Genomic DNA, 24,878 nt, shown 5'->3' with positions numbered 1-24,878 from the left:
TCATTCTGCGCCTCGCCGCGGCGGGGCGTTTGCGCAGGTCGGGCCCGGTTGTCAGAGGCGGGGTGCACGATGGGGGCATGGCAGGCGCTGCGCTCGATTCGTTCTCCCCCGCGACCCGCTCGTGGTTCACGGGGGCCTTCCGTACGCCCACTCCCGCGCAGGAGGGCGCCTGGCGGGCCATCGGGGAGGGCTCGGACGTGCTGGTGGTGGCGCCGACGGGGTCGGGCAAGACCCTGGCCGCCTTCCTCGCCGCCCTGGACCGGCTCGCCTCGCAGCCGCCGCCGGCCGAGGCGCGCAAGCGGTGCCGGGTGCTGTACGTGTCGCCGCTGAAGGCCCTGGCGGTGGACGTGGAGCGCAACCTGCGCAGTCCGCTGACGGGGATCCGGCAGGAGTCGGCCCGGCTGGGGCTGCCGGAGCCGGACGTCCGGGTGGGGATCCGCTCGGGGGACACCCCGGCCGCCGAGCGCCGGGCTCTGGTGACGCGGCCGCCGGACATCCTGATCACCACGCCGGAGTCGCTGTTCCTGATGCTGACCTCGGCGGCGCGGGAGGCGCTGTCGGGGGTGGAGACGGTGATCCTGGACGAGGTGCACGCCGTCGCCGGGACCAAGCGCGGCGCCCATCTGGCGCTCTCCCTGGAGCGGTTGGACGAGCTGCTGCCCCGCCCGGCCCGCCGGATCGGGCTGTCGGCGACGGTCCGGCCGGTGGAGGAGGTGGCCCGCTACCTGGCGCCGCGCGGCCGGGTGGAGATCGTGCAGCCGCCGTCGTCCAAGGAGTTCGACCTGTCGGTGGTCGTCCCGGTCGAGGACATGGGCGAGTTGGGGGGCTCCCCGGCGACGGAGGGCCGGGAGGGCGGCGACAAGCCGTCGATCTGGCCGCACGTGGAGGAGCGGATCGCGGACCTGGTGCAGGCCCACCGCTCGACGATCGTGTTCGCCAACTCCCGCCGTCTCGCCGAGCGGCTGTGCAACCGGCTCAACGAGATCGCCCACGAGCGGGCCACGGGCGCACCGCTCGCCGAGGGCGCACCGCCCCCGGCGGAGATCATGGCCCAGTCGGGCGCCGCCCTGGGCGCCCCGCCGCTGCTGGCCCGCGCGCACCACGGTTCGGTGTCCAAGGAGCAGCGCGCACAGGTCGAGGAGGACCTGAAGGCGGGCCGGCTGCCCGCCGTCGTCGCCACCTCCAGCCTGGAGCTGGGCATCGACATGGGGGCGGTGGACCTGGTGGTGCAGGTGGAGTCGCCGCCGTCGGTGGCCTCGGGGCTCCAGCGGGTGGGCCGGGCCGGGCACCAGGTGGGCGCGGTCTCCACCGGTGTGGTCTTCCCCAAGTACCGGGGGGACCTGGTGCAGGCCGCCGTGGTCACCGAGCGGATGCGGACCGGGGCGATCGAGTCGCTGCGGATCCCCTCCAACCCGCTGGACGTGCTCGCCCAGCAGCTGGTGGCGATGACCGCCATGGACACCTGGCAGCTGGACGAGCTGCTGGCGCTGGTGCGGCGGGCGGCGCCCTTCGCGGCGCTGCCCGAGTCGGCGTTCACCTCGGTGCTGGACATGCTGGCGGGCCGCTACCCGTCGGACGCGTTCGCCGAGCTCAGACCGCGCGTGGTGTGGGACCGGGTCGCCGGGACGGTCACGGGGCGGCCCGGCGCCCAGCGGCTCGCGGTCACCTCCGGCGGCACCATCCCGGACCGGGGCCTGTTCGGGGTGTTCCTGGCCGGCGCCGACCCGAAGAAGGGCGGGGGCCGGGTCGGCGAGCTGGACGAGGAGATGGTCTACGAGTCCCGCGTGGGCGACGTGTTCACCCTGGGCACCACCTCCTGGCGGATCGAGGACATCACCCGCGACCGGGTCCTGGTCACCCCCGCCCCGGGGGTGCCGGGCCGGCTGCCGTTCTGGAAGGGCGACCAGCTGGGCCGCCCCCTGGAACTGGGCCGCGCGGTCGGCGCGTTCCTGCGGGAACTGGGCGCGCTCTCCGACGGGGACGCCCGGCTGCGGCTGCTGGCGGCCGGTCTCGACGGCTGGGCCGCCGACAACGTGCTCGCCTACCTGGCGGAGCAGCGGGAGGCCTGCGGACACGTGCCGGACGACCGGACCGTGCTGGTGGAGCGGTTCCGGGACGAGCTGGGCGACTGGCGGGTCGTCGTCCACTCCCCCTTCGGCGCCCAGGTGCACGCCCCGTGGGCGCTGGCGCTGGGCGCCCGCCTCGCCGAGAAGTACGGCATGGACGCCCAGGTGATGCACGCCGACGACGGGATCGTGCTGCGCCTGCCGGACGCCGACCTGCTCTCCATGGACCTGCTGGACCACGACCCCGCGCGGCCCGCGGCGTTCGAGTTCGACGACGAGCAGGCCCCGCTGGGTGCGGCGGACGTGGTGTTCGACCGGGGCGAGGTCTCGGGGATCGTCACCGACCAGGTCGGCGGCTCGGCGCTGTTCGCGTCGCGGTTCCGCGAGTGCGCGGCGCGCGCCCTGCTGCTGCCCCGGCGCAGTCCGGGCAAGCGCACCCCGTTGTGGCAGCAGCGCCAGCGCGCCTCGCAACTGCTGCAGGTGGCGTCGGAGTTCGGCTCCTTCCCGATCGTGCTGGAAGCCGTCCGCGAGTGCCTCCAGGACGTGTTCGACGTACCGGGCCTGACCGAGCTGATGGGGGACATCGAGGCGCGCCGGGTCCGGCTGGTCGAGGTCACCACCCCGGAGCCCTCGCCGTTCGCCCGCTCCCTCCTGTTCGGGTACGTCGCGCAGTTCCTGTACGAGGGGGACTCGCCGCTGGCCGAGCGGCGGGCGGCGGCGCTGTCGCTGGACTCCCGGCTGCTGGCCGAGCTGCTGGGCCAGGCGGAGCTGCGGGAGCTGCTCGACGCGGAGGTGCTGGAGGAGCTGGAGCGGGAGCTCCAGTGGCTGACGGAGGACCGGCGCGCCAGGGACGCCGAGTCGGTGGCGGACCTGCTGCGGCTGCTGGGCCCGCTGACGGACGCCGAGCTGGCCGCGCGGGGGGCCCAGCCCGGCTGGCCGCGGGCGCTGGAGGCGGCCCGGCGGGCGATCCGGGTGCGGATCGGCGGCGCGGACCACTGGGCGGCCATCGAGGACGCGGGCCGGCTGCGCGACGCACTGGGCACGGCCCTGCCGGTCGGGGTGCCGGAGGCGTTCACCGAGCCGGTCAAGGACCCGCTCGGCGATCTCCTGGCCCGGTACGCGCGCACCCACGGGCCGTTCACCACGGCGGTGGTGGCCGCCCGCCTGGGCCTGGGCGCGGCGGTGACCGAGGGCGCCCTGCACCGGCTCGCGGCGGCGGGCCGGGTGGTGCAGGGCGAGTTCCATCCGGCCGGCATCGGCCAGGAGTGGTGTGACGCGACGGTGCTGCGCAGGCTGCGGCGGCGTTCGCTGGCGGCCCTGCGCCAGGAGCTGGAGCCGGTCCCGCCGGCCTCGCTGGCAACGTTCCTGCCGCAGTGGCAGCACCTGGGCGGGGCCCTGCGCGGGGTCGACGGCCTGGCCCGCGCCGTGGAGCAGCTCCAGGGGGCCCCGGTACCGGCCTCGGCGCTGGAGCGGCTGATCCTGCCCTCGCGGGTGGCGGGGTACTCGCCGACGCTGCTGGACGAGCTGACCAGTAACGGGGAGGTGGTGTGGGCGGGTGCGGGGGCCCTGCCGGGCAAGGACGGGTGGATCTCCCTGTACCTGGCGGACGCCGCTCCGCTGCTGCTGCCCGATCCGCATCCGCTGGAGGCGGGCCCGCTGCACCAGGCGGTCCTGGAGAGCCTGGCCGGCGGGTACGGCCTGTTCTTCCGGCAGATCACCCAGTCCGTCCGCGCCCACCACCCGGAGGCCTCCGACCTGGAGCTTTCCGAGGTGTTGTGGGACCTGGCCTGGTCGGGCCGGCTGACGAACGACACCCTGGCCCCGCTGCGCTCCCTGCTGGGCTCGGGGCGCACGGCGGGGGCCACCGCGCACCGGGCCCGGCGCACGGTGCCGCGCGGCCGGTACGGCAGCCTGAGCGCGTCGGTGTCCCGCAACGGCCCGCCGACGGTCTCGGGCCGCTGGTCGCTGCTGCCCGCGCAGGCCCCCGACCCGACCCACCGGGCGCACGCCCTGGCCCGCACCCTGCTGGACCGGCACGGGGTGGTCACCCGGGGGGCGGTGGCGGCGGAGGGCGTGCAGGGCGGCTTCAGCGCCGTCTACCGGGTGCTGTCGGCGTTCGAGGACGGCGGCCAGGCCCGCCGGGGATACGTGGTGGAGGGGCTGGGCGCGGCCCAGTTCGCGATGGACGGTGCCGTGGACCGGCTCCGCGCCGCCGAGAAGAACCCCCCGCCGCTGGCCGCGGTGGTCCTGGCCGCCGCCGATCCCGCGAACGCGTACGGGGCGGCCCTGCCCTGGCCGGAGCCGCCGGCGGGCGCCTCGCACAAGCCGGGCCGCAAGGCGGGCTCCCTGGTGGTGCTGGTCGACGGGGAGCTGACCCTGTACCTGGAGCGCGGCGGCAAGACCCTGCTGGCCTGGCCGGAGGCGGGGGATCCGCGGCTGGAGGCGGCCGTGGCCGCGCTGGCCGCCGGGGCCCGCGCGGGCACCCTGCCGGCGCTGACGGTGGAGCGGATCAACGCGGCGGCGGCCCTGACCTCCCCCCTGGGCGCGGCCCTGGAGGCGGCGGGCTTCCACGCCACCCCGAAGGGGCTGCGGCTGCGCAGCTGACGCTCCGGCCCGGTCCGGTCTCGGCCCGGACACGTATGTCTTGGGCATGTCACGAAACTGCTGCCAGCCGCTCCACAGGGGCTCCAGGGCTGGCCCGGGCGCTTATCCGTGGCTTATCAAAGGTGATCACAGGCACCGCGCTCGGCGGTGCCCCGTCATGGGGGACAAGAACAGTGAGCACCAACAGCATGCGCAGGACCACCCTCGCCGCCGCCGGCCTCGCCGTCGCCGGAACCCTCGTCCTGACCGGCTGCAAGGACGGCATCGAGGAGACGCCGGCGGCTCCGGCCGCCCCGTCCGCCGCCGCCTCCGCCGGCTCCTCGGCCCAGCCGGTCGCCCCGGCCGCGCCCAGCTCCTCGGCGGGCGGCTACGACGGCTCGGCGGGCGCCTCCCCGGCCCCGGGCGGCGCCGCCGGCGGCGCCGTGGCGAAGTCCGGCCAGGCCTTCAAGATCGGCGAGGCGGCCACCGTCCCGTTCAGCTACGGCAGCAACAAGGGCGGCCAGCTCGCCATCACCGTCACCGGCATCGACGCGGGCAACCCGTCCGACCTGGCCGCGGTGAACATCGCCCCCGACAAGGTGAAGGGCAAGACCCCCTTCTACATCCGCTACACGGTCAAGAACACCGGCAGCACGGACCTGTCCTTCTCCTCCGTCGGCCACATGAAGGGCCTGCTCGACGGCGGCAGCGAGTCCGACGTGCTGCTGATCGCCGGCAAGTTCGACAAGTGCCCGAGCGAGTCGCTGCCGAAGGGCTTCACCAACGGCCAGTCGCAGAACTCCTGCGCCGTGGCCCTGGCCCCGACCGGCACCAAGGTCTCCGGCGCCCTGTACTGGGGCGACCCGTACAACAACCTGGCCTCCCCGCCGCAGAAGGGCCTCACCTGGAAGTGACGAGCGGCCCGTCCGGCCCTCACACCTCCTGATCCGCGAACCCCCTGCGGCGGCCACCCCGCCCAGGGGGTTCCGCTCGTCCGGGCCCGGCCGCCCCGCCTCCCGACCCGTCGGCACCGCGCACGGACCCGGCGGGCCCGACAATGGACCCGTGCCCGAAGGAGACAGCGTCCACCGCGCGGCGGCCCGGCTGCACGCCGCCCTCGCGGGCAGCCCCCTCACCCACGCCGACCTGCGCGTGCCCCGCTTCGCCACCGCCGACCTCACCGGCCGCACCGTCCTCGACGTCACCCCGCGCGGCAAGCACCTCCTCGCCCGCCTCGAAGGCGGCCTCACCCTCCACAGCCACCTCGGCATGGACGGCTCCTGGCGGCTCTTCGCCCCCGGCGAGAAGTGGCGCGGCGGGCCCTCCCACGAGATCCGGGCCGTCCTGTCCACCGCCGCCGCCACCGCGGTCGGCTACCGGCTCCCGGTACTGGAACTGCTGCGCACCGCGGACGAGGCCCGGGCCGTGGGCCACCTCGGCCCCGACCTCCTGGGCCCCGACTGGGACCGGGAGCGTGCCGCCGCCAACCTCCTCGCCGACCCGGCCCGGCCCCTCGGCGCGGCCCTGCTCGACCAGCGCAACCTGGCCGGCATCGGCAACATCTACAAGTGCGAGCTCTGCTTCCTCGCCCGGGCCACCCCCTGGACCCCGGTCGGGGCGCTCCCCGACCCCGCCGCCACCGTCCCCCGCATCGCGGCCGCCGCCCAGCGCCTGCTGGCGGCGAACACCGGCCACGGGGGACCCCGCAACACCACCGGCAGCCGCCGCCCCGGCCGGGAGCTCTTCGTCTACGGCCGCGCCCACCGCCCCTGCCTGCGCTGCGGCACCCCCGTCCGCGAGGCCGCGCAGGACGGCCGGCCCACCTACTGGTGCCCCCGCTGCCAGTCCGGCCCGGTCCCGGACCACCCCGGTAGTTGACGGACCGTCAGATCCACTCGTACGGTCCTGGCATGCCCACACCGATCGCCTCGTACGACCTCACCGGCCGCACCGCGCTCGTCACCGGAGCCGCCGGCGGCATCGGGCGTGCCACCGCCCTCCTCCTCGCCCGCGCCGGAGCCGCCGTCCACTGCGCGGACCGCGACGAACGGGGCCTCGCCGAGACCGCCGACCTGATCGCCGCGGAGGGCGGCTCGGCCACCGCACACCCCCTCGACGTCACCGACCGGGCCGCCCTGCGGGCCGCCGTCGCCGCCGCGGGCCCCCTCGACATCGCGGCCGCCATCGCCGGGGTCATGCACACCAGCAGCGTCCTGGACACCACCGACGAGGACCTCGACCGGATCCTCGACATCAACTTCAAGGGGATCCTGCGCACCTGCCAGGAGGCCGTCCGCGCGATGATCTCCGCCGGCCGCCCCGGCTCGGTCGTCACCATGGCCTCCGGCGCCGTGGACGCCGCCCAGCCCGGCCTGCTCTGCTACAGCGCCGCCAAGGCCGCCGTGGTCCAGCTGACCAAGACCCTGGCCACCGAGAGCGGCCCGCACGGGATCCGTGTCAACGCCGTCGCCCCCGGCTGGGTCCGCACGCCCATGACCGGCCGCCACGGCCCCGAGGTCCAGCAGCAGACCGAGGCCGCCATGGTCCGCATGTCCCCGCTGGGCCGGGTCGGCGAACCCGAGGACATCGCCCAGGCCGTGCTCTACCTGGCCTCGGACGCCTCGTCCTTCATGACCGGGCAGATCCTGCGCCCGAACGGCGGGGTGTCGATGCCCTGGTAGCCGCTGCCCCGGACGGCTCCCCACCCGCCCCGCGCACGGGCCCCGGCACGCAGTGCACCGGCAGCAGCCCCAGGCCCCAGCCGCCGACCGCCATCGCGCCCTCCACCGGGCCCGCCTCGGCCGGCGCCAGCGCCAGGCGCAGCACGGCCCACCACCACAGCGCCGCCACGGCCAGGGCGAAGGGCACCGCCACAGGTATGCGCAGCGACCGCCGCACGGCGACCTCCCTGGGGATCCCCCCGGACGGAGTCTGGGGGAAGGGCCGGTTCCCGGACGGGCCCATCCTCCCGCACCCTCCGCGCCCCCGCACCCAGAACGCCGGGCGCACCCCGCGAGGGCCCCCGGAACGGCAAGGAGCCCCGGCCGGTGCTCGCGCACCACCCGGGGCTCCCGCCACGCTCACATACCCAACGGAACGCTCAAGCGGCTACGACGTTCACCGCTTCCACGGGTGCCTTGATGGTCACCCGCTCGGGTCCGCCCGTGACCGAGGCCACGGAGACCGAATTGAGCATCGGGCGCACCGGTGCCGGCACCGGTTCGCTTGCGGCGGCCGACTGCGCAAGCTCCGCCAGCGACAGCTCGTCACTGACTTCGCGCATCAGCTCGGACATCCGTACGTCCAGCGCGTCGCAGATCGCGGAGAGCAGCTCGGAGGATGCCTCCTTCTGCCCCCGCTCCACCTCGGAGAGATAGCCGAGCGAAACTCGGGCGGACGAGGAGACTTCGCGCAGAGTACGGCCCTGGCGCTGGCGCTGCCGACGCAGCACGTCACCCAGCAGGCGACGGAGCAGAATCATCGGTGGCTCCCTCCTCTGACCGTGTAGCCGTAACCTTCACGCCCCACCGTACCGCCTCGCGCCGCGGCCGTGCGGGGAGCGATGTCGTGTTCACTCAGGGCTGCAAACATCAAATCCCCCCGTTCTGTTCCGTATCCTGCCCCCGCAGATTCTCGCGGAGTTCGCTCGAGAGGAGTTCGAGCACTGTCCGTACACTCTCCCTACGGATTTCCGCACGGGAGCCGTTCAACCGCAGCCGGGCCGTTTTCCTGCTCCGCGGACCCGCCACGGCGACGAAGACGGTGCCCACCGGCTGCCCGTCCTGGGGGTCCGGGCCGGCCACTCCGGTCGTCGCGATCCCCCACGAGGCACCCAGCACCCGCCGCACACCGGCGGCCATCTCCTCCGCGACCTGTGCGTTCACCGCGCCTTCGGCCGCGAGCAGTTCCGCGTCCACCCCGAGGACGCGGTGCTTGAGTTCAGTGGCGTACGCCGTGACCGAGCCGCGGAAGGCGCGCGAGGCCCCCGGCACGGCCGTCAGCTCGGAAGCCACCATGCCGCCGGTCAGCGACTCCGCTACCGCGAGCGTCTGGTCACTCTCCGCGAGCAGCCGCAGCACGTCCCCGGCCACCGCTGCCGCCCCCGCGGCACCTTCCGCCGCTTCCGCGGCCTCCGGCGCGTCCCCCGCCCCGTATGTCACGTCGCGGCCCGCTCCGCCGCCAGACCCGCCCGGCGCATCACCACGGCCTGCCGGACGTAATCCAAACCGGTGACGACGGTCAGCACGACGGCGACGGCCATCACCCAGAAGCGCAGGGTCGCCAGCGGCCCCGTCAGCGCGAGCACGTACATGCCCACGGCCGTGCCCTGGGCCAGGGTCTTCAGCTTGCCGCCCCGGCTGGCCGGGATCACCCCGTACCGGATCACCCAGAACCGCATCAGCGTGATGCCGAGCTCGCGCCCGAGGATCACCCCGGTGACCCACCAGGGCAGGTCGCCGAGCCAGGAGAGACACACGAGCGCCGACCCCATGATCGCCTTGTCGGCGATGGGGTCGGCGATCTTCCCGAAGTCCGTGACCAGGTTGTACGTCCTGGCCAGGTGCCCGTCGAACACGTCCGTGATCATGGCGACGGCGAAGGCCGCCCAGGCCAGCGCCCGCCAGACGGGGTCGTAGCCCCCGTCGGCGAGCAGCAGCAGGACGAATCCCGGCACGAGGACGAGCCGGATCATCGTCAGGATGTTGGCGATGTTCCAGAGGCTGGCCTGGTTGACGGCCGCAGTCCCGAGCTTCGTGCCGGGCGCGGGCCGGCGGCCGGTCCCGCCCGCCGCCGATGCCGGGACTCCGGTCATCCGGCCGCCTCCTCGAGTTCCACGCCCAGGGGCTCGGCGACGAGGTCGACGCCCAGGGTCCCGACCACCTTGGCGGTGACGATACGGCCGGGGACCAGGCCCGCGCCGTCGGTGAAGACGACCTGGCCGTCGGTCTCGGGGGCCTGGTGGGCGGCGCGCCCGTAGGCACCCTCGCCCTCCTCCGCCTCGTCGAGCGGGACGACCGTCTCGACGAGCACCTCCAGGGTCTCGCCGATCCGCTCCTCGGCGCGCTGCGAGGTCAGCTCCTCGGCGAGCCGCTGCATGTGCGCGAGCCGCTCGGCGATGGTGTCCTCGTCCAGCTTGTCCTCGTAGCCGGCGGCCTCGGTGCCGTCCTCGTCCGAGTAGCCGAAGACGCCGATGGCGTCGAGGCGGGCGTGGGTGAGGAAACGCTCCAGCTCGGCGAAGTCCGACTCCTTCTCGCCGGGGAAGCCGACGATGAAGTTGGACCGGACGCCGGCCTGCGGGGCCTTGGAGCGGATGGTGTCCAGCAGCTCCAGGAAGCGGTCGGTGTCGCCGAAGCGGCGCATGGCGCGCAGCACGTCGGGTGCCGAGTGCTGGAAGGAGAGGTCGAAGTACGGCACGACCTTGGGGGTGGAGGTCAGCACGTCGATCAGCCCGGGCCGCATCTCGGCGGGCTGGAGGTAGCTGACGCGGACGCGCTCGATGCCGTCGACGGCGGCCAGCTCGGGCAGCAGGGTCTCCAGCAGGCGGATGTCGCCCAGGTCCTTGCCGTACGAGGTGTTGTTCTCGGAGACCAGCATGATCTCCTTGACGCCCTGCTCGGCGAGCCAGCGCGTCTCGCCCAGCACGTCGCTGGGGCGGCGGGAGATGAAGGAGCCGCGGAAGGACGGGATGGCGCAGAAGGAGCAGCGCCGGTCACAGCCGGAGGCGAGCTTCACGGAGGCGACCGGGCTCTTGTCCAGGCGGCGGCGCAGCGGCGCGCGCGGCCCGGAGGCGGGGGCGAGCCCGTCCGGCAGGTCGGCGGGGGCCGGGGCGGGCTCCTCGGCGGCCTGGGCGTGGCCGGGCAGCGCCACGGCGGCGCTCTGCCGCTCGGCCGGGCTGATCGGCAGCAGCTGGCGCCGGTCGCGCGGGGTGTGCGCCTCGACGCTGCCACCGTTGAGGATGGTCTGGAGGCGGTTGGAGATGTCGGCGTAGTCGTCGAAACCGAGGACTCCGTCGGCCTCGGGGAGCGCTTCGGCGAGTTCCTTGCCGTAGCGCTCGGCCATACAGCCGACGGCGACGACGGCCTGGGTCTTGCCGTGATCCTTGAGATCGTTGGCTTCCAGCAGGGCGTCTACGGAGTCCTTCTTGGCGGCTTCGACGAAGCCACAGGTGTTGACGACGGCTACGTCCGCGTCGGCGGCGTCCTCGACGAGCTCCCAGCCATCCGCCGCCAAGCGGCCTGCGAGCTCCTCCGAGTCCACCTCGTTACGGGCGCAGCCAAGAGTGACAAGGGCGACGGTACGGCGTTCGGGCATGGACTCAAGACTACTTCGTCCCGGCGGCCGCCCCCGCCCCAAGTCCCCCCACGACAAGATCCCCGGGGCCGGCGGCGGCCGCCGCGCGGGATCCCGGGGATCTGGAATTTCGTATTCCGTGCTGGTCAGCCCGCCTGGGCCTGACCCTGGGGCGGGTCGTCCTTGGTGTAGGTGAGACGTTCGACCTGTCCCGACTCGAACCGCTCCTTGATCTCCTTGCCGTTCACGAACAGCTTGACGGCACCGGCGTCGCCGAGAACGAGGTCCACGGACTCCTTGTCGGTGAAGGTCTTCGACTCGCCCTGCGCGAGGGTGCCGTCGAAGAGGAGCCGGCCGCTGTGGTCCTTCGCGGAGATCCAGCTCTCGCCGGCGTCGGCCGTCAGGACGACGGTGACGACGTCCTTGGGCGCGGCGGCGATGGCGCTGTCCGAGGGCTCGGGCTTGGGAGCCTGCGGGGCCTGGGGCTTCGGGGCGGCGGGCTGCTTGCCCGCGGACTGCTTGGGCGCGGGCTTCGGGGCGGCGGAACCTTCCGCCACCGGCCGCTTCGACTGCCCGTCACCGCCGCCGAAGGCCGTGAAGCCGACGAAACCGATCACCGCGACGATGGCGGCGACCATGGCGGCGGTCCAGTTGGGCCGCTGCCGCTCGGGACGGAGCCGCTCGGCTTCGAACATCGGCGCGGCGGGGGTGGGCGCCGGCCGTCCGCCGTGGGCCGCGTCGTAGCGCTCGACCAGGGGTGCCGGGTCGAGGTGGACGGCGCGGGCGAGCGTACGGATGTGGCCGCGGGCGTACACGTCACCACCGCACCGCGTGAAGTCGTCCTCTTCGATCGCGTGCACGATCGGGATGCGCACGCGGGTGGTGGAACTGACCTCGTCGACGGTGAGCCCGGCGGCGATCCGGGCCTTCTTCAGGGCCGTCCCGATGGACGGCTCTTCGACGGAGCGCTCGACGATGCGGTCCTCGGACCGGTCCTCGGACCGGACGTCGGTCGAAGGCCGCTCTTCTTCGGGGGAGTTGGAGTTGCCGATGGACACAAGGGCGCCTTTCGAGCGTGTAGCCACCTGCTGGATGTCCAGTCTAGGGGGGGTACGAAAGGGTGGGGCAACCGGAGGGTCCGCTTCCTACGCCATCCGAATGGCGAGGGAGCGGTCGCCGGTGCCTCCCTCAACTTGACGCACGCCCGCGGGAAACGGTTGCCGCCTGATCCGGTGACGATCCGGCCACGATCCCATTCGGTCGGGTGAGGCGGCCGGACCCCCGTTCTAGCGGGCCGCCCGGGGCCCCGGGGGATTCCGCTTCCCTCGTTGCCCGGGTGCCTCCGGGGGCTCCGGACGCCCTACGGGGCGTCCTCGCCGCGGATCACGGCGAGCACCCCGTCGAGCTCGTCCGGCTTGACCAGCACGTCGCGCGCCTTGGACCCCTCGCTGGGCCCGACGACCCCGCGGGACTCCATCAGGTCCATGAGCCGGCCCGCCTTGGCGAAGCCGACCCGCAGCTTGCGCTGGAGCATCGAGGTGGAGCCGAACTGGGTGGAGACCACCAGCTCCGCCGCCTGGCACAGCAGGTCCAGGTCGTCGCCGATCTCCTCGTCGATCTCCTTCTTCTGCTTCTGCCCGACCGTGACGTCGTCCCGGAAGACGGGCGCCATCTGGTCCTTGCAGTGCTGCACGATCCCGGCGATCTCGTCCTCGGTGACGAAGGCGCCCTGGAGCCGGACCGGCTTGTTGGCGCCCATCGGCAGGAACAGCCCGTCGCCCTTGCCGATCAGCTTCTCCGCGCCCGGCTGGTCCAGGATGACCCGGCTGTCGGCGAGCGAGGAGGTCGCGAAGGCCAGCCGCGAGGGCACGTTCGCCTTGATCAGACCGGTCACCACGTCCACCGAGGGCCGCTGGGTGGCGAGCACCAGGTGGATGCCGGCCGCGCGGGCCAGCTGGGTGATGCGGACGATCGAGTCCTCGACGTCGCGCGGGGCCACCATCATCAGGTCCGCGAGCTCGTCCACGATCACCAGCAGGTACGGGTACGGGCTGAGCTCCCGCTCGCTGCCCGGCGGCAGCTTGATCTTGCCGTCCCGGATCGCCTGGTTGAAGTCGTCGATGTGCCGGTAGCCGAAGGCGGCCAGGTCGTCGTAGCGCAGGTCCATCTCGCGCACGACCCACTGGAGGGCCTCGGCGGCCCGCTTGGGATTGGTGATGATCGGCGTGATCAGGTGCGGGATGCCCTCGTAGGCGGTCAGCTCGACCCGCTTGGGGTCGACCAGGACCATCCGGACGTCCTCCGGGGTGGCCCGCACCATGATCGAGGTGATCAGGCAGTTGATGCAGGAGGACTTGCCGGAGCCGGTGGCGCCGGCGACCAGCACGTGCGGCATCTTGGCGAGGTTGGCCATGACGTAGCCGCCCTCGACGTCCTTGCCCAGCGCGACCAGCATCGGGTGGTCGTCCTCGGCGGCGTCCGCGAGGCGCAGCACGTCGCCCAGGTTGACCATCTCGCGGTCGGTGTTCGGGATCTCGATGCCGACGGCCGACTTGCCCGGGATCGGGCTGATGATGCGCACGTCCGGCGAGGCCACGGCGTAGGCGATGTTCTTCGCCAGCGCGGTGATCCGCTCGACCTTCACGGCGGCGCCGAGCGTCACCTCGTACCGGGTGACCGTCGGACCCCGGGTGAAGCCAGTGACCTGCGCGTCCACCTTGAACTCGGTGAACACGTTCGTCAGCGCCGCCACCACCGTGTCGTTCGCGGCGCTGCGGGTCTTGCCGGGTCCGCCCTTCTCCAGCAGCTCCAGGGAGGGCAGGGCGTACGTGATGTCCCCGCGCAGCTGGAGCTGTTCGGCCCGCGGCGGCAGCGGCTGGGCCTCGGGCGGCGCCTTCGTCAGGTCCGGCACCGACAGCGTCCCGGAGGCCGCTGCGGTCCGCTCGTGCGGGGCCTCGTCACGCCCGCCGGCCGGGGCCGGAGCCTGGGCCGGGGCGGGGGCCGGGGCGGGCCGCTCCTCCCGGGCGGGCGGCACCGGAGCGGTGACCTCCACGCCCTCCTCCCGGGCGGAGATGCCCTGGGTGAGATCGGCGACCAGCGGGTTCGGCGGCAGCCCCCCGTAGACCACCCCGTCCAGCGCGGCCGCTGCCGCCGCGGCGACGTCGACGGCGTCCGGCTCGCGCCCGCCGGGCCGCGCGGCACTCCGCCGGGGCCGGCGCCGGCGCGCCAGGGCCGCCTCCTCGGCCTCGTCCACCGCACCGCCGGTGCGGGCCTGCCACTGCTCGGCGTCGTGACGGTCCTGCCCGCCGGCGCCTTCGGGCTCCCCGTACCCCTCGTCGTACGCGTTCGGCTGGATCACCCCGAGCCGGATCCCGGCGCGGCGCAGCCGCTGCGGGATCGCGGCGACGGGGGTGGCGGTGACCACCAGCAGCCCGAAGACCGTCAGCAGCACCAGCATGGGTACCGCGAGCGGCGCCCCCATCGTGAAGATCAGCGGCTTGGAGGCGCCCCAGCCGATCAGCCCGCCCGCGTTCTGCATGGCGGTGGTGCCCTCGTCCCGCCCGGGCGCCCCGCAGGCGATGTGCACCAGCCCGAGGACGCCGACGACGAGGGCGGACAGGCCGATCCCGATCCGCCCGTTGGCGTCGGTCTGCTCGGGGTGCCGGATGAAACGTACCGCCATGACCCCCAGCAGGATCGGCACGAGCAGGTCCAGGCGCCCGAAGGCACCGGTGACCAGCATCGTCACCAGGTCCCCGACGGGCCCGCTCAGGTTCGACCAGGTACCGGCGGCGACGATCAGCGCGAGGGCGAGCAGCAGCAGCGCCACACCGTCCTTGCGGTGTGCGGGGTCCAGGTTCCGCGCGCCCCTGCCGATCCCGCGGAACAGCCCGCCGACGGCGTGCGCGAGACCGAGCCAGCACCAGCGGACCAGCCGCACCACTCCCCCGCTCGGCGACGGCGCCGGCTTGGCGGCGGCCTTCTTCGCCGGGGGGCGCTTGGCCGCGACCGCCTTCTTCGCGGGGGGCTTACGCGGGGCCGCCTTCTTGGTCGGCGCCGTCGTACGGCCGGTGCGGCCCTTCGCGGTGCCCGCCGTGCTCTGGGAACCCTTGCCGGACGTACTTGAGGCCATGGGGCCGAGGTTACCTGTGCGCACGCCGGTGGACACGCGTGCCCACTCCTTCACCCGTTCGTGTCGCCGCGCCCGCAAGCGCTTTGACGCCGTGCCAGAACTGACGGGTGCCCAGCAGGACTGCCGGGCGGGCCGCTCCGCCGTCGCGCGGCGGGCGGCCCCGCGCCCTCAGCCCTGCGCGGGCAGGACCGCGGCTCCCCCGCTGGCTCCCGGTTCCAGCGCGTCGAGCGCCCGCCGCAGTCCGGTCAGCTTCCGCTCCAGGTGCGCGGCCGTGGCGACCACCCCGGCGTCCGCCGAGTCCTCGCCGAGCTGCTTGGTCAGCGCCTCGGCCTGCTCCTCGACCGCCGCGAGCCGCGCGGAGAGCTCGGCCAGCAGCCCGGCCGTCTCCCGGCCGCCGTCGCCGTTGGTCCCGCCGCCCTCCAGCTGGAGCCGCAACAGGGCCGCCTGCTCCCGCAGCTGGCAGTTCTTCGTGTACAGCTCCACGAACACCGAGACCTTGGCGCGCAGCACCCACGGGTCGAACGGCTTCGAGATGTAGTCCACCGCGCCCGCCGCGTAGCCGCGGAAGGTGTGGTGCGGACCGTGGTTGATCGCGGTGAGGAAGATGATCGGGATGTCCCGGGTCCGCTCGCGCCGCTTGATGTGCGCGGCCGTTTCGAATCCGTCCATGCCCGGCATCTGGACATCCAGCAGGATGACCGCGAAATCGTCCGTGAGCAGCGCCTTGAGCGCTTCCTCCCCCGACGACGCCCGGACCAGTGTCTGATCGAGCGCGGAGAGGATGGCCTCCAGCGCCAGCAGATTCTCCGGCCGGTCGTCGACCAGGAGGATCTTGGCCTTCTGCACCATGCCCTGTCCTCCTCGCCCCGGCATGGGGCCTCCCCGGCTCCTGGCTCCGGCGTGCGCGCCGGGCCCCGCCCCAGAGGACGGCATCCTTGAGCCGTCCGTCCTTGTGCCGGTCATCGTAGCCCCAGTCCCGAGATCGCCACACCCTGTCACCGAGATGTCACTGTGCACGAAGCGGAAACGTGAGGGGAGACCCGAAGGTTCCCCTCCCGGTCTCCGCCCCGCGGCCCGCCCCGCGGTCAGTCCCCGCGCATGTGCTGCTCCATGACCGTCAGCAGGTAGTCGGGCTCGACCGGCTTGGTGACGTAGTCGGAGGCCCCGGAGTCGATGGCCTTCTCCCGGTCCCCCTTCATCGCCTTCGCCGTCAGCGCGATGATCGGCAGCCCCGCGAACTGCGGCATCCGCCGGATCGCCGAGGTCGTCGCGTACCCGTCCATCTCCGGCATCATGATGTCCATCAGCACGACCGCCACGTCGTCGTTCTGCTCCAGGACCTCGATGCCCTCCCGGCCGTTCTCCGCGTACAGCACCGCCAGCCCGTGCTGCTCCAGCACGCTCGTCAGGGCGAACACGTTGCGCACGTCGTCGTCCACGATCAGCACCCGCTCACCGTGGAAGTCGTACGTGCGCGGCGGCACCGGCAGCGGCTCCGCCACGTCCCAGGCGTCGCCCTCCGGCTGCCCCGGCACCTCGGTGCGCGGCAGCGGACCGGCCGGCGGCTTGCGCCGGCGCCGGAACAGCGCCGAGGAGCCCTGCCCGGCCCCCTCCGCCACCGGCAGCGCCTGCCGCTGCGGTGCCGCGCCCAGCGGCGCCGGCAGGGACGGCAGCGCCGCCGGGAGCGGCTGGACCGCCACCGGCTCCTCCTCGGCCGCCCTGCGGTACTCCCCGCGCGCCCCGCCGGGCGTCGGCGGCGCGTACCCCTGCGGCGGCAGCTCGCTCGGGTGCAGCGGCAGGTACAGCGTGAAGGTCGACCCCCGGCCCGGCTCGCTCGCCGCGTGGATCTCCCCGCCCAGCAGCCGGGCGATCTCCCGGCTGATGGACAGCCCGAGGCCGGTGCCGCCGTACTTGCGGCTGGTGGTGCCGTCGGCCTGCTTGAACGCCTCGAAGATCACCAGCATCTTGCTCGCCGCGATCCCGATCCCGGTGTCGGTCACGGAGAAGGCGATCAGGTCGCCGTCCGCGTCCCGCAGCGACCCCGCCTCCAGCAGCTGCTCCCGGATGGCCGTCGGCACGTCGGACCCGGCGGGCCGGATCACCAGCTCCACGGCCCCGTTGTCGGTGAACTTCACCGCGTTGGACAGCAGGTTCCGCAGCACCTGGAGCAGCCGCTGCTCGTCGGTGTGCAGGGTCGCGGGCAGCTCCGGGGAGACCCGTACCGAGAAGTCCAGCCCCTTCTCCGCGGTCAGCGGCCGGAAGGTGGCCTCCACGTAGTCCACGAGCTGGACCAGCGCGATCCGCGTCGGCGAGACGTCCATCTTGCCCGCCTCGACCTTCGACAGGTCCAGGATGTCGTTGATCAGCTGGAGCAGGTCGGAACCCGCGCCGTGGATGGTCTCCGCGAACTCCACCTGCTTCGGCGAGAGGTTCTCGTCCGCGTTGTCGGCCAGCAGCTTCGCCAGGATCAGCAGCGAGTTCAGCGGGGTCCGCAGCTCGTGCGACATGTTCGCGAGGAACTCGCTCTTGTACCGCATCGACACCGCGAGCTGCTCGGCACGCTCCTCCAGGACCTGCCGGGCCTCCTCGATCTCGGTGTTCTTCACCTCGATGTCCCGGTTCTGCTGGGCCAGCAGCTCGGCCTTCTCCTCCAGCTCCGCGTTGGCCGCCTGGAGGGCCTTCTGCCGGTTCTCCAGCTCGTCGGAGCGCTCGCGCAGCTGCTCGGTCATCTCCTGCGACTGCTTGAGCAGCATCTCCGTCTTGGAGTTCACCGAGATGGTGTTGACGCTCGTACCGATCATCTCGGCGATCTGGCTCAGGAAGTCCTTCTGGATCTGCGTGAACGGAGTGAACGACGCCAGCTCGATGACGCCGAGCACCTTCCCCTCGAACAGCACCGGCAGCACGATCACGTGCGCCGGCGGCGCCTCGCCCAGCCCCGAGGAGATCTTCAGGTAGCCGGGCGGGGTGTTCTCGACGAGGATCGTCCGCTTCTCCTCGGCGACCGTGCCGATCAGCCCCTCCCCGGGCCGGAAGGAGATCGGCATCTGCCCGCCCGCGTACGCGTAGCTCCCGCGCATCCGCAGCTCGTACGAGCCCTCCGCGCCGCCGTCCGTCCCGATCTCGGAGGTCCCGCCGGCCGGGACGGCCAGGAAGAACGCCCCGTGCTGCGCGGAGACCACCGGCGTCAGCTCGCTCATGATCAGCGAGGCCACGTCGTCCAGGTCCCGGCGGCCCTGCATCAGGGCCGAGATCCGGGCGAGGTTGCCCTTGAGCCAGTCCTGCTCCTTGTTGGCCAGGGTGGTGTCCCGCAGGTTGACGATCATCGTGTTGATGTTGTCCTGGAGGACCTGGATCTCGCCCGCCGCGTCCACGTCGACCTTCAGGCTCAGGTCGCCGCGGGTCACCGCGGTGGCCACGGCCGCGATCGCGCGCACCTGCCGGGTCAGGTTCCCGGCCATCTCGTTCACGGACTCGGTCAGGTCCCGCCAGGTGCCGTCCACGTCCCGCACCCGGGCCTGGCCGCCGAGGATGCCCTCGGTACCCACCTCGCGGGCCACCCGCGTCACCTGGTCGGCGAAGGAGGACAGCTGGTCGACCATCGTGTTGATGGTCGTCTTGAGCTCCAGGATCTCCCCGCGGGCGTCGATGTCGATCTTCTTGGTCAGGTCGCCCTTGGCGATGGCGGTCGTGACCATGGCGATCTGCCGCACCTGGCCGGTGAGGTTGGACGCCATGAAGTTCACCGAGTCGGTGAGGTCCTTCCACGTCCCCGAGACGCCCGGGACGTGCGCCTGGCCGCCGAGCCGGCCCTCCGTGCCCACCTCGCGGGCCACGCGCGTGACCTCGTCCGCGAAGGACGACAGGGTCTTCACCATCGTGTTGACGGTGTCGGCGAGCTGCGCGACCTCGCCGCGCGCCTCGACCGTCACCTTCTTCGTCAGGTCGCCGTTGGCGACCGCCGCGGACACCTGCGAGATGTTGCGCACCTGCGAGGTCAGGTTGTTGGCCATCAGGTTGACGTTGTCGGTGAGGTCCTTCCAGATGCCGGTCACCCCGCGCACCCGGGCCTGGCCGCCGAGGATGCCCTCGGAGCCCACCTCGCGCGCCACCCGCGTCACCTGCTCCGCGAAGGACGACAGTTGGTCGACCATCGTGTTCACGGTGGTGACCAGTTCGAGGATCTCGCCCTTGGCGTCCACCGTGATCTTCTTGGAGAGGTCGCCCATGGCCACGGCCGTGGTCACCTCGGCGATGTTGCGCACCTGCGACGTCAGGTTGTTCGCCATGAAGTTGACGGACTGGGTGAGGTCCTTCCAGGTGCCGGAGACCCCCTTGACCTCCGCCTGCCCGCCGAGGATGCCCTCGGTACCCACCTCGCGGGCGACCCGCGTCACCTGCTCCGCGAAGTTCGACAGCTGGTCGACCATCGTGTTGAGGGTGTTCTTCAGCTCCAGGATCTCGCCCCGGGCGTCCACGTCGATCTTCTGCGACAGATCGCCGCGCGCCACCGCCGTCGCGACCTGGGCGATGTTGCGCACCTGCGACGTCAGGTTCCCGGCCATGCCGTTCACCGAGTCCGTCAGGTCCCGCCACACGCCCGCCACACCGGGCACCTGCGCCTGCCCGCCGAGCCGGCCCTCGGTGCCCACGTCCCGGGCCACCCGGGTCACCTGCTCCGCGAAGGCGGACAGCTGGTCGACCATCGTGTTGATGGTGTTCTTCAGCTCCAGGATCTCGCCCCGGGCGTCCACGTCGATCTTCTGCGACAGGTCACCGCGCGCCACCGCCGTCGTCACCTGGGCGATCTGGCGCACCTGCGACGTCAGGTTCCCCGCCATGAAGTTGACGGAGTCGGTGAGCTCCTTCCAGGTGCCGGAGACCCCCTCCACCCGGGCCTGGCCGCCGAGCCGTCCCTCCGTGCCCACGTCCCGCGCCATCCGGGTCACCTGGTCGGCGAACGAGGACAGCTGGTCCACCATCGTGTTCACGGTGTTCTTCAGCTGGAGCATCTCGCCGGAGACGTCCACCGTGACCTTCTGCGACAGGTCGCCGTTGGCCACCGCCGTGGTCACCTGGGCGATGTTGCGGACCTGCCCGGTGAGGTTGCGGAAAGCCGTGTTCACCGAGTCGGTGAGGTCCTTCCAGGTACCCGCCGCCCCCGGCACCTGCGCCTGACCGCCCAGCTCACCCTCGACGCCGACCTCACGGGCCACGCGCGTCACTTCCGCACCGAACGACTGGAGCTGGTCCACCATCGTGTTGACGGTGTTCTTCAGCTCCAGCATCTCGCCGGCCACGTTGACCGTGACCTTCTGCGACAGGTCGCCGTTGGCCACCGCGGTCGTCACCTGCGCGATGTCCCGCACCTGCGTGGTGAGGTTGCGGAAGACCGTGTTCACCGAGTCGGTGAGGTCCTTCCAGGTACCCGCCGCCCCCGGCACCTGCGCCTGGCCGCCGAGGAGGCCCTTGGCGCCGACCTCGCTGGCCACGCGCGTGACCTCGTCCGCGAAGGTCCGCAGGGTCTCCGTCATCTGATTGATCGTTTCGGCCAGCTGCGCGACCTCGCCGCGCGCGCTGACCCGCACCTTCTGCGACAGGTCGCCGTTCGCGACGGCCGTCGTCACCTGTGCGATCCCGCGCACCTGCGCCGTCAGGTTCCCCGCCATCGTGTTGACGGAGTCGGTCAGGTCCTTCCACACGCCCGCGACCCCGGGCACCTTCGCCTGGCCGCCCAGCTCGCCCTCCGTACCCACCTCGCGGGCGACGCGCGTCACCTCGGAGGAGAAGGAGGACAGCTGGTCCACCATGGTGTTCACGGTGTTCTTCAGCTGGAGCATCTCGCCGGCCACGTGCACCGTGACCTTGCGCGACAGATCGCCCTTGGCGACCGCCGTCGTGACGAGGGCGATGTCACGCACCTGAGCGGTGAGCCGGTACGCCATCGTGTTGACGGAGTCGGTCAGGTCCTTCCAAGAACCGGACATTCCGCGCACCTGGGCCTGCCCGCCCAGCTTGCCCTCCGTGCCGACCTCCAGCGCCACCCGCGTCACCTCGTCGGTGAACGCCGACAGCTGGTCGACCAGGTTGTTGACCGTCCGTCCGACCTTCAGGAACTCCCCGCGCAGCGGATGCCCCACCCCGTCCGGGGCCTGGGTCCGCAGGTCCATCCGCTGGTCCAGGTCGCCCTCGGCCACCGCCGACAGCACCCGGCCCACCTCGGACACCGGCCGCGCGAGATCGTCGACCAACTGGTTCGACGCGTCGATCGCGGCCGCCCAGGAACCCTCGCAGGCCCCCGTCTCCAGCCGCTCGCTCAGCTTGCCCTCACGGCCCACCGTCCGCCGGACCCGGGACAGCTCACCGGTCAGGTGCAGATTGCGGTCGGCGACCTCGTTGTAGACGGCGGCGATCTCCGCCATCACGCCTTCGCCGGACACCGTCAGCCGCTTGCGGAAGTTCCCGTCCCGCATCGACACCAGGGCCGTGAGCAGGCGGTTCAGAGCGGCGGTGTCGACTTCCGTGGTCCCGTTCCGCCGGGACCGGCCCCCCTTGGGGCGCGTTCCCGTACGCCGCACCGCTGCGCCAGACTCCACCGTGTCCCTCCCGAAAGGGTCGACCTCTGTTCCACCGGACGCCGGCTGTCCAAGAGCCGGCCCTCCAAGCCTGCCCAGTGTTTCACCCCGGCCGAACCCGGCGATAACACTTCGGCACCATCGCACACCGGCCGCACCCTGCGGGTGGATTCCCGTACGACCGCCTCATGGAGACCGCGAAGGTAAGTAACCTGGCATCCGATGTCCAACCGCGTCGAAGGAGACTCGTGATCACGGCACGGGCGGCTGCCAGTTTCGACCCTCAAGGGCGGTCGGTCGCCGCCGCCCGCGCGTTCGTGCGCGACACGCTGCAGGGCTGGGGCTTCGCGGACATCGTCGACGACGCGGCCGTACTGACCAGCGAGCTCGTCACCAACGCCGTGGTGCACGCCGGAACCAGGGCCGAGGTCCTGTGCCTGCGCGCCGAGGGCGGCGTACGCGTCGAGGTCGCCGACCGCTACCCCGAGCGCGAACTGCCGCTGCGGCACCCCGGCGAGCGCCCGTACGCCGACCCCGACCGCGAGAGCGGCCGCGGGCTGATGCTCTGCGCCGCCCTCGCCACCCGCTGGGGCGTCGAGTACACCGCCACCCACAAGCACGTCTGGTTCCGCCTCGATCTCCCGGACCGTCCGGTCGGTACCCGCTCCGCCGGGCCCGTCGTACCGGACCAGTTCCTGCCGCTGGCCGACAGCCGGGTCCGCGTCGCCGTCCTCCAGATCGACGCCGCCGACACCATCTCCGCCTGGAACGAGGACGCCGAGCACATCTTCGGCCACCCCGCCGAGAAGGCCCTCGGCCGTCCCCTCGCAGAGATCGCCGCCTGGCCCCAGACCCCGGGGACCGGCACCGGCGTCGCCGAGGCCCTGCGCCTGTCCCGCTGGGAGGGCAGCTACGGCATCCGCGGCGCCGACGGCCGGGTCATCCCCGTCTACGCCTCCCACCTGCGGGTGCGCGACGCCCACGGCGAGCCCTCCATTGTCTGCCTCCTCGTCCACGACGACGAGCGGGCCCTGCTCCAGACCCCCGTCCGCGTCCCCTCCTCCGACGGCCAGCACAGCGAGCCCCGCCCCACCGACCCCTTCGAGGTCTTCATCGGCTCCCCCGCCCCCGACGACCTCGACGGACTGCTCCAGCGCACCGTCGAGCGGGCCCGCGACATGCTCGACGCCGACGCCGCCTTCCTGCTGCTGGCCACCGACGACGAGACCGAGCTGGAGGTCCGCGCGACCACCGGCCTGCCCTCCACCCGCCAGCGCTTCGCCCGCGTCCCCGTCGAGGCGGGCACCAGCCGCTACGGATCGGCCCGTCTGCCCGCCGTCCACGACGACCTCGCCGTCGTCCCCGGAGCCGTACCGCTCCTGGAGTCCACCGGCATGCGCTCCGTCGTCACCGTCCCCCTCAAGGTCGAGGGCCGCCTCACCGGGTCCCTCGGCGTCGCCGCCGAAGGACCCGGCCGCTACACCAACGAGGAGGCCCTGCGCCTCCAGTTCGCCGCCGACCGCATCGCCCTGGCGGTGGAGTCCGCCCGCCTCGGCGAGCTGGAACGGCTGCGCCGCGGCTCCCTCTCCTTCCTCGTCGAGGCCTCCGACCTGCTCGCCGGCACCCTGGACCGGGACCAGACCCTGGCCCTCATGGCCCAGATGACCGTCCCGACGCTCGCCACCTGGTGCGCCGTCTACACCATCGCCGACCAGGCCTCGGACCCGTACCTCGCCTACGTCCTGCACGAGGACGAGGAACGCATCGACGGCCTCAAGGCCCTGCTGTCCCGTGTCGACCCGCCCGAACCGGTCCGCGAGGCCGGCGCCCGCCCCTGGCCCGCGACGGCTGCGGCGGTCGGCGGCGAGACGGTCGTCCTGCCCCTGCTCGCCCGCAACCGGGTGATCGGCATGCTGACCCTCGGCAAGCCCAGCGAGGAGCACTTCCGCCAGGAGATCCTGGAGCTCGCCGACGACCTCTCCCGGCGCGCGGCCCTGGCCCTCGACAACGCACGCCTCTACTCCGAGCGCACCGCCATCAGCCGCTCGCTCCAGCGCAGCCTCCTGCCGCCCGGCTCCCCCGCCATCCCCGGCATGGAGGTCGAGGTCATCTACCGCGCCGCCGGCGAGGGCAACGAGGTGGGCGGCGACTTCTACGACGTCTTCCCGATCCGCGACGGCGCGTACGGCTTCGCCATCGGCGACGTCTGCGGCACGGGCCCCGAAGCCGCGGCCGTCACCGGCCTGGCCCGGCACGCCCTGCGCCTCCTGGCCCGCGAGGGCCTCGGCGGACCGGCGGTGCTGGAACGCCTCAACGCGGCGATCCTCGACGAGGGCGCCCGCAGCCGCTTCCTCACCCTCCTCTACGGGGAACTCCACCCGCAGCCCGGCGGCGGCGCCCTGATGAAGGTCGTCTGCGCGGGCCACCCCCTCCCGCTGCGCCTGCGCCCGGACGGCGAGGTCACGGCTGCCGCGGAACCGCAGCCGCTGCTCGGGGTGATCGAGGACCTCGACCTCTACGAACAGACCATGACCCTCGACCCGGGCGACGTCCTGCTCTGCGTCACGGACGGGGTCACCGAACGCCGCGAGGGCTCCAGGATGCTCGGCGACGACGGGCTCGCGGAGGTGCTCACCACCTGTACCGGCCTGACCGCCGGCGCGGTCGCCTCCCGCGTCCTGCGCGCGGTCGAACGCTTCGCGGCCGAACCGGCCTCCGACGACATGGCCATCCTGGCCTTCCGCGTCCCCCAGCAGCGCGAAGGCTCCTGAGCCGCACACGGTCCCGGCCCGCGCCACCGGCGGGCCGGAACCGTGGAAGCGCGGCCCGGCGTCCGGTCCGGAAACTCGTCCTGAAACGCAAAAAGGCCCCCGCCATCTGGCGGGGGCCTTTTTCTTTGAGCCCTTTAACGGAATCGAACCGTTGACCTTCTCCTTACCATGGAGACGCTCTACCGACTGAGCTAAAAGGGCGGGTTGTTCGGCGGCGTCCTACTCTCCCACAGGGTCCCCCCTGCAGTACCATCGGCGCTGAAAGGCTTAGCTTCCGGGTTCGGAATGTAACCGGGCGTTTCCCTAACGCTATGACCACCGAAACACTATGAAGTTGAACTCAAGCCGGCAAGGCGAGTTCGTTACTTCAGAACTAACACAGTGGACGCGAGCAACTGAGGACAAGCCCTCGGCCTATTAGTACCAGTCAGCTCCACCCGTTACCGGGCTTCCACATCTG

Annotated in this window: 13 protein-coding genes, 1 tRNA gene and 1 rRNA gene; 5 read left to right on the top strand and 10 right to left on the bottom strand. The window is 72.8% G+C overall.

Going from position 1 to position 24,878, the window contains the following annotated elements:
* Positions 1-77 precede the first annotated feature (77 nt).
* The 4 genes from ACIPW5_RS07100 (at position 78) to ACIPW5_RS07085 (ending at position 7,330) form a co-directional block, all read left to right on the top strand.
* A complete protein-coding gene (locus tag ACIPW5_RS07100; RefSeq protein WP_401241481.1) occupies positions 78-4,670 on the top strand; it encodes an ATP-dependent helicase in 4,593 nt (1,530 codons plus the stop codon).
* A gap of 173 nt (positions 4,671-4,843) precedes the next feature.
* Positions 4,844-5,563 carry a hypothetical protein gene (locus ACIPW5_RS07095; protein WP_401241478.1) on the top strand — a complete coding sequence of 240 codons (720 nt, stop codon included), beginning with the start codon at positions 4,844-4,846 and terminating at the stop codon, positions 5,561-5,563.
* Positions 5,564-5,714: 151 nt separating this feature from the next.
* A complete protein-coding gene (locus tag ACIPW5_RS07090) occupies positions 5,715-6,527 on the top strand; it encodes an Fpg/Nei family DNA glycosylase (RefSeq protein WP_401241476.1) in 813 nt (270 codons plus the stop codon).
* A 32-nt stretch (positions 6,528-6,559) separates the two neighbouring features.
* Positions 6,560-7,330, top strand: coding sequence for an SDR family NAD(P)-dependent oxidoreductase (locus ACIPW5_RS07085; protein WP_401241474.1), 771 nt, complete (start codon positions 6,560-6,562; stop codon positions 7,328-7,330).
* Positions 7,331-7,749: 419 nt separating this feature from the next.
* On the opposite strand, the gene ACIPW5_RS07080 is transcribed toward ACIPW5_RS07085, so the two are convergent.
* The 8 genes from ACIPW5_RS07080 to ACIPW5_RS07045 form a co-directional block, all read right to left on the bottom strand.
* Positions 7,750-8,130 carry a helix-turn-helix domain-containing protein gene (locus tag ACIPW5_RS07080; protein ID WP_007266936.1) on the bottom strand — a complete coding sequence of 127 codons (381 nt, stop codon included), beginning with the start codon at positions 8,128-8,130 and terminating at the stop codon, positions 7,750-7,752.
* A 109-nt stretch (positions 8,131-8,239) separates the two neighbouring features.
* Positions 8,240-8,740: a CinA family protein gene (locus ACIPW5_RS07075; protein ID WP_401241471.1), complete on the bottom strand. Its 501-nt coding sequence runs from the start codon at positions 8,738-8,740 to the stop codon at positions 8,240-8,242.
* 65 nt (positions 8,741-8,805) lie between these two features.
* A complete protein-coding gene (pgsA, locus tag ACIPW5_RS07070; protein WP_401241469.1) occupies positions 8,806-9,462 on the bottom strand; it encodes a CDP-diacylglycerol--glycerol-3-phosphate 3-phosphatidyltransferase in 657 nt (218 codons plus the stop codon).
* Positions 9,459-10,961 (bottom strand): 30S ribosomal protein S12 methylthiotransferase RimO, encoded by a 1,503-nt coding sequence (gene rimO / locus ACIPW5_RS07065; protein ID WP_401241467.1) that lies wholly within the window; start codon positions 10,959-10,961, stop codon positions 9,459-9,461. The genes pgsA and rimO overlap by 4 nt, the downstream gene beginning before the upstream one ends.
* 125 nt (positions 10,962-11,086) lie before the next feature.
* Entirely contained in the window at positions 11,087-11,998 is a 912-nt protein-coding gene (locus ACIPW5_RS07060; RefSeq protein ID WP_401241465.1) for a RodZ domain-containing protein, read from the bottom strand.
* 302 nt (positions 11,999-12,300) lie between these two features.
* On the bottom strand, positions 12,301-15,072 hold the full coding sequence (locus tag ACIPW5_RS07055; RefSeq protein ID WP_401241462.1) for a DNA translocase FtsK: 2,772 nt from the start codon (positions 15,070-15,072) through the stop codon (positions 12,301-12,303).
* Between the two features lie 168 nt (positions 15,073-15,240).
* The gene (locus ACIPW5_RS07050) at positions 15,241-15,921 is read right to left on the bottom strand and encodes a two-component system response regulator (protein WP_125818620.1); all 681 of its coding nucleotides are present in this window, start codon (positions 15,919-15,921) and stop codon (positions 15,241-15,243) included.
* Between the two features lie 236 nt (positions 15,922-16,157).
* Positions 16,158-21,668 (bottom strand): HAMP domain-containing protein, encoded by a 5,511-nt coding sequence (locus ACIPW5_RS07045; protein WP_401241460.1) that lies wholly within the window; start codon positions 21,666-21,668, stop codon positions 16,158-16,160.
* 167 nt (positions 21,669-21,835) lie between these two features.
* Here ACIPW5_RS07045 and ACIPW5_RS07040 point away from each other — a divergent pair, with 167 nt between their 5' ends.
* Positions 21,836-24,418 (top strand): SpoIIE family protein phosphatase, encoded by a 2,583-nt coding sequence (locus tag ACIPW5_RS07040; RefSeq protein ID WP_401241457.1) that lies wholly within the window; start codon positions 21,836-21,838, stop codon positions 24,416-24,418.
* A 128-nt stretch (positions 24,419-24,546) separates the two neighbouring features.
* On the opposite strand, the gene ACIPW5_RS07035 is transcribed toward ACIPW5_RS07040, so the two are convergent.
* Together ACIPW5_RS07035 and rrf are read right to left on the bottom strand one after the other, a co-directional pair.
* A tRNA-Thr gene (locus ACIPW5_RS07035) sits at positions 24,547-24,619 on the bottom strand.
* Between the two features lie 5 nt (positions 24,620-24,624).
* Positions 24,625-24,741: ribosomal RNA gene (gene rrf / locus ACIPW5_RS07030) — 5S ribosomal RNA — on the bottom strand.
* Positions 24,742-24,878 lie beyond the last annotated feature (137 nt).

It is taken from the genome of Streptomyces sp. NPDC090077, assembly GCF_044747545.1.
Classification (GTDB): Bacteria; Actinomycetota; Actinomycetes; order Streptomycetales; family Streptomycetaceae; genus Streptomyces.
Note: the sequence above shows the minus strand (reverse complement) of the source record. Positions and strands in the feature narration are given on the sequence as shown.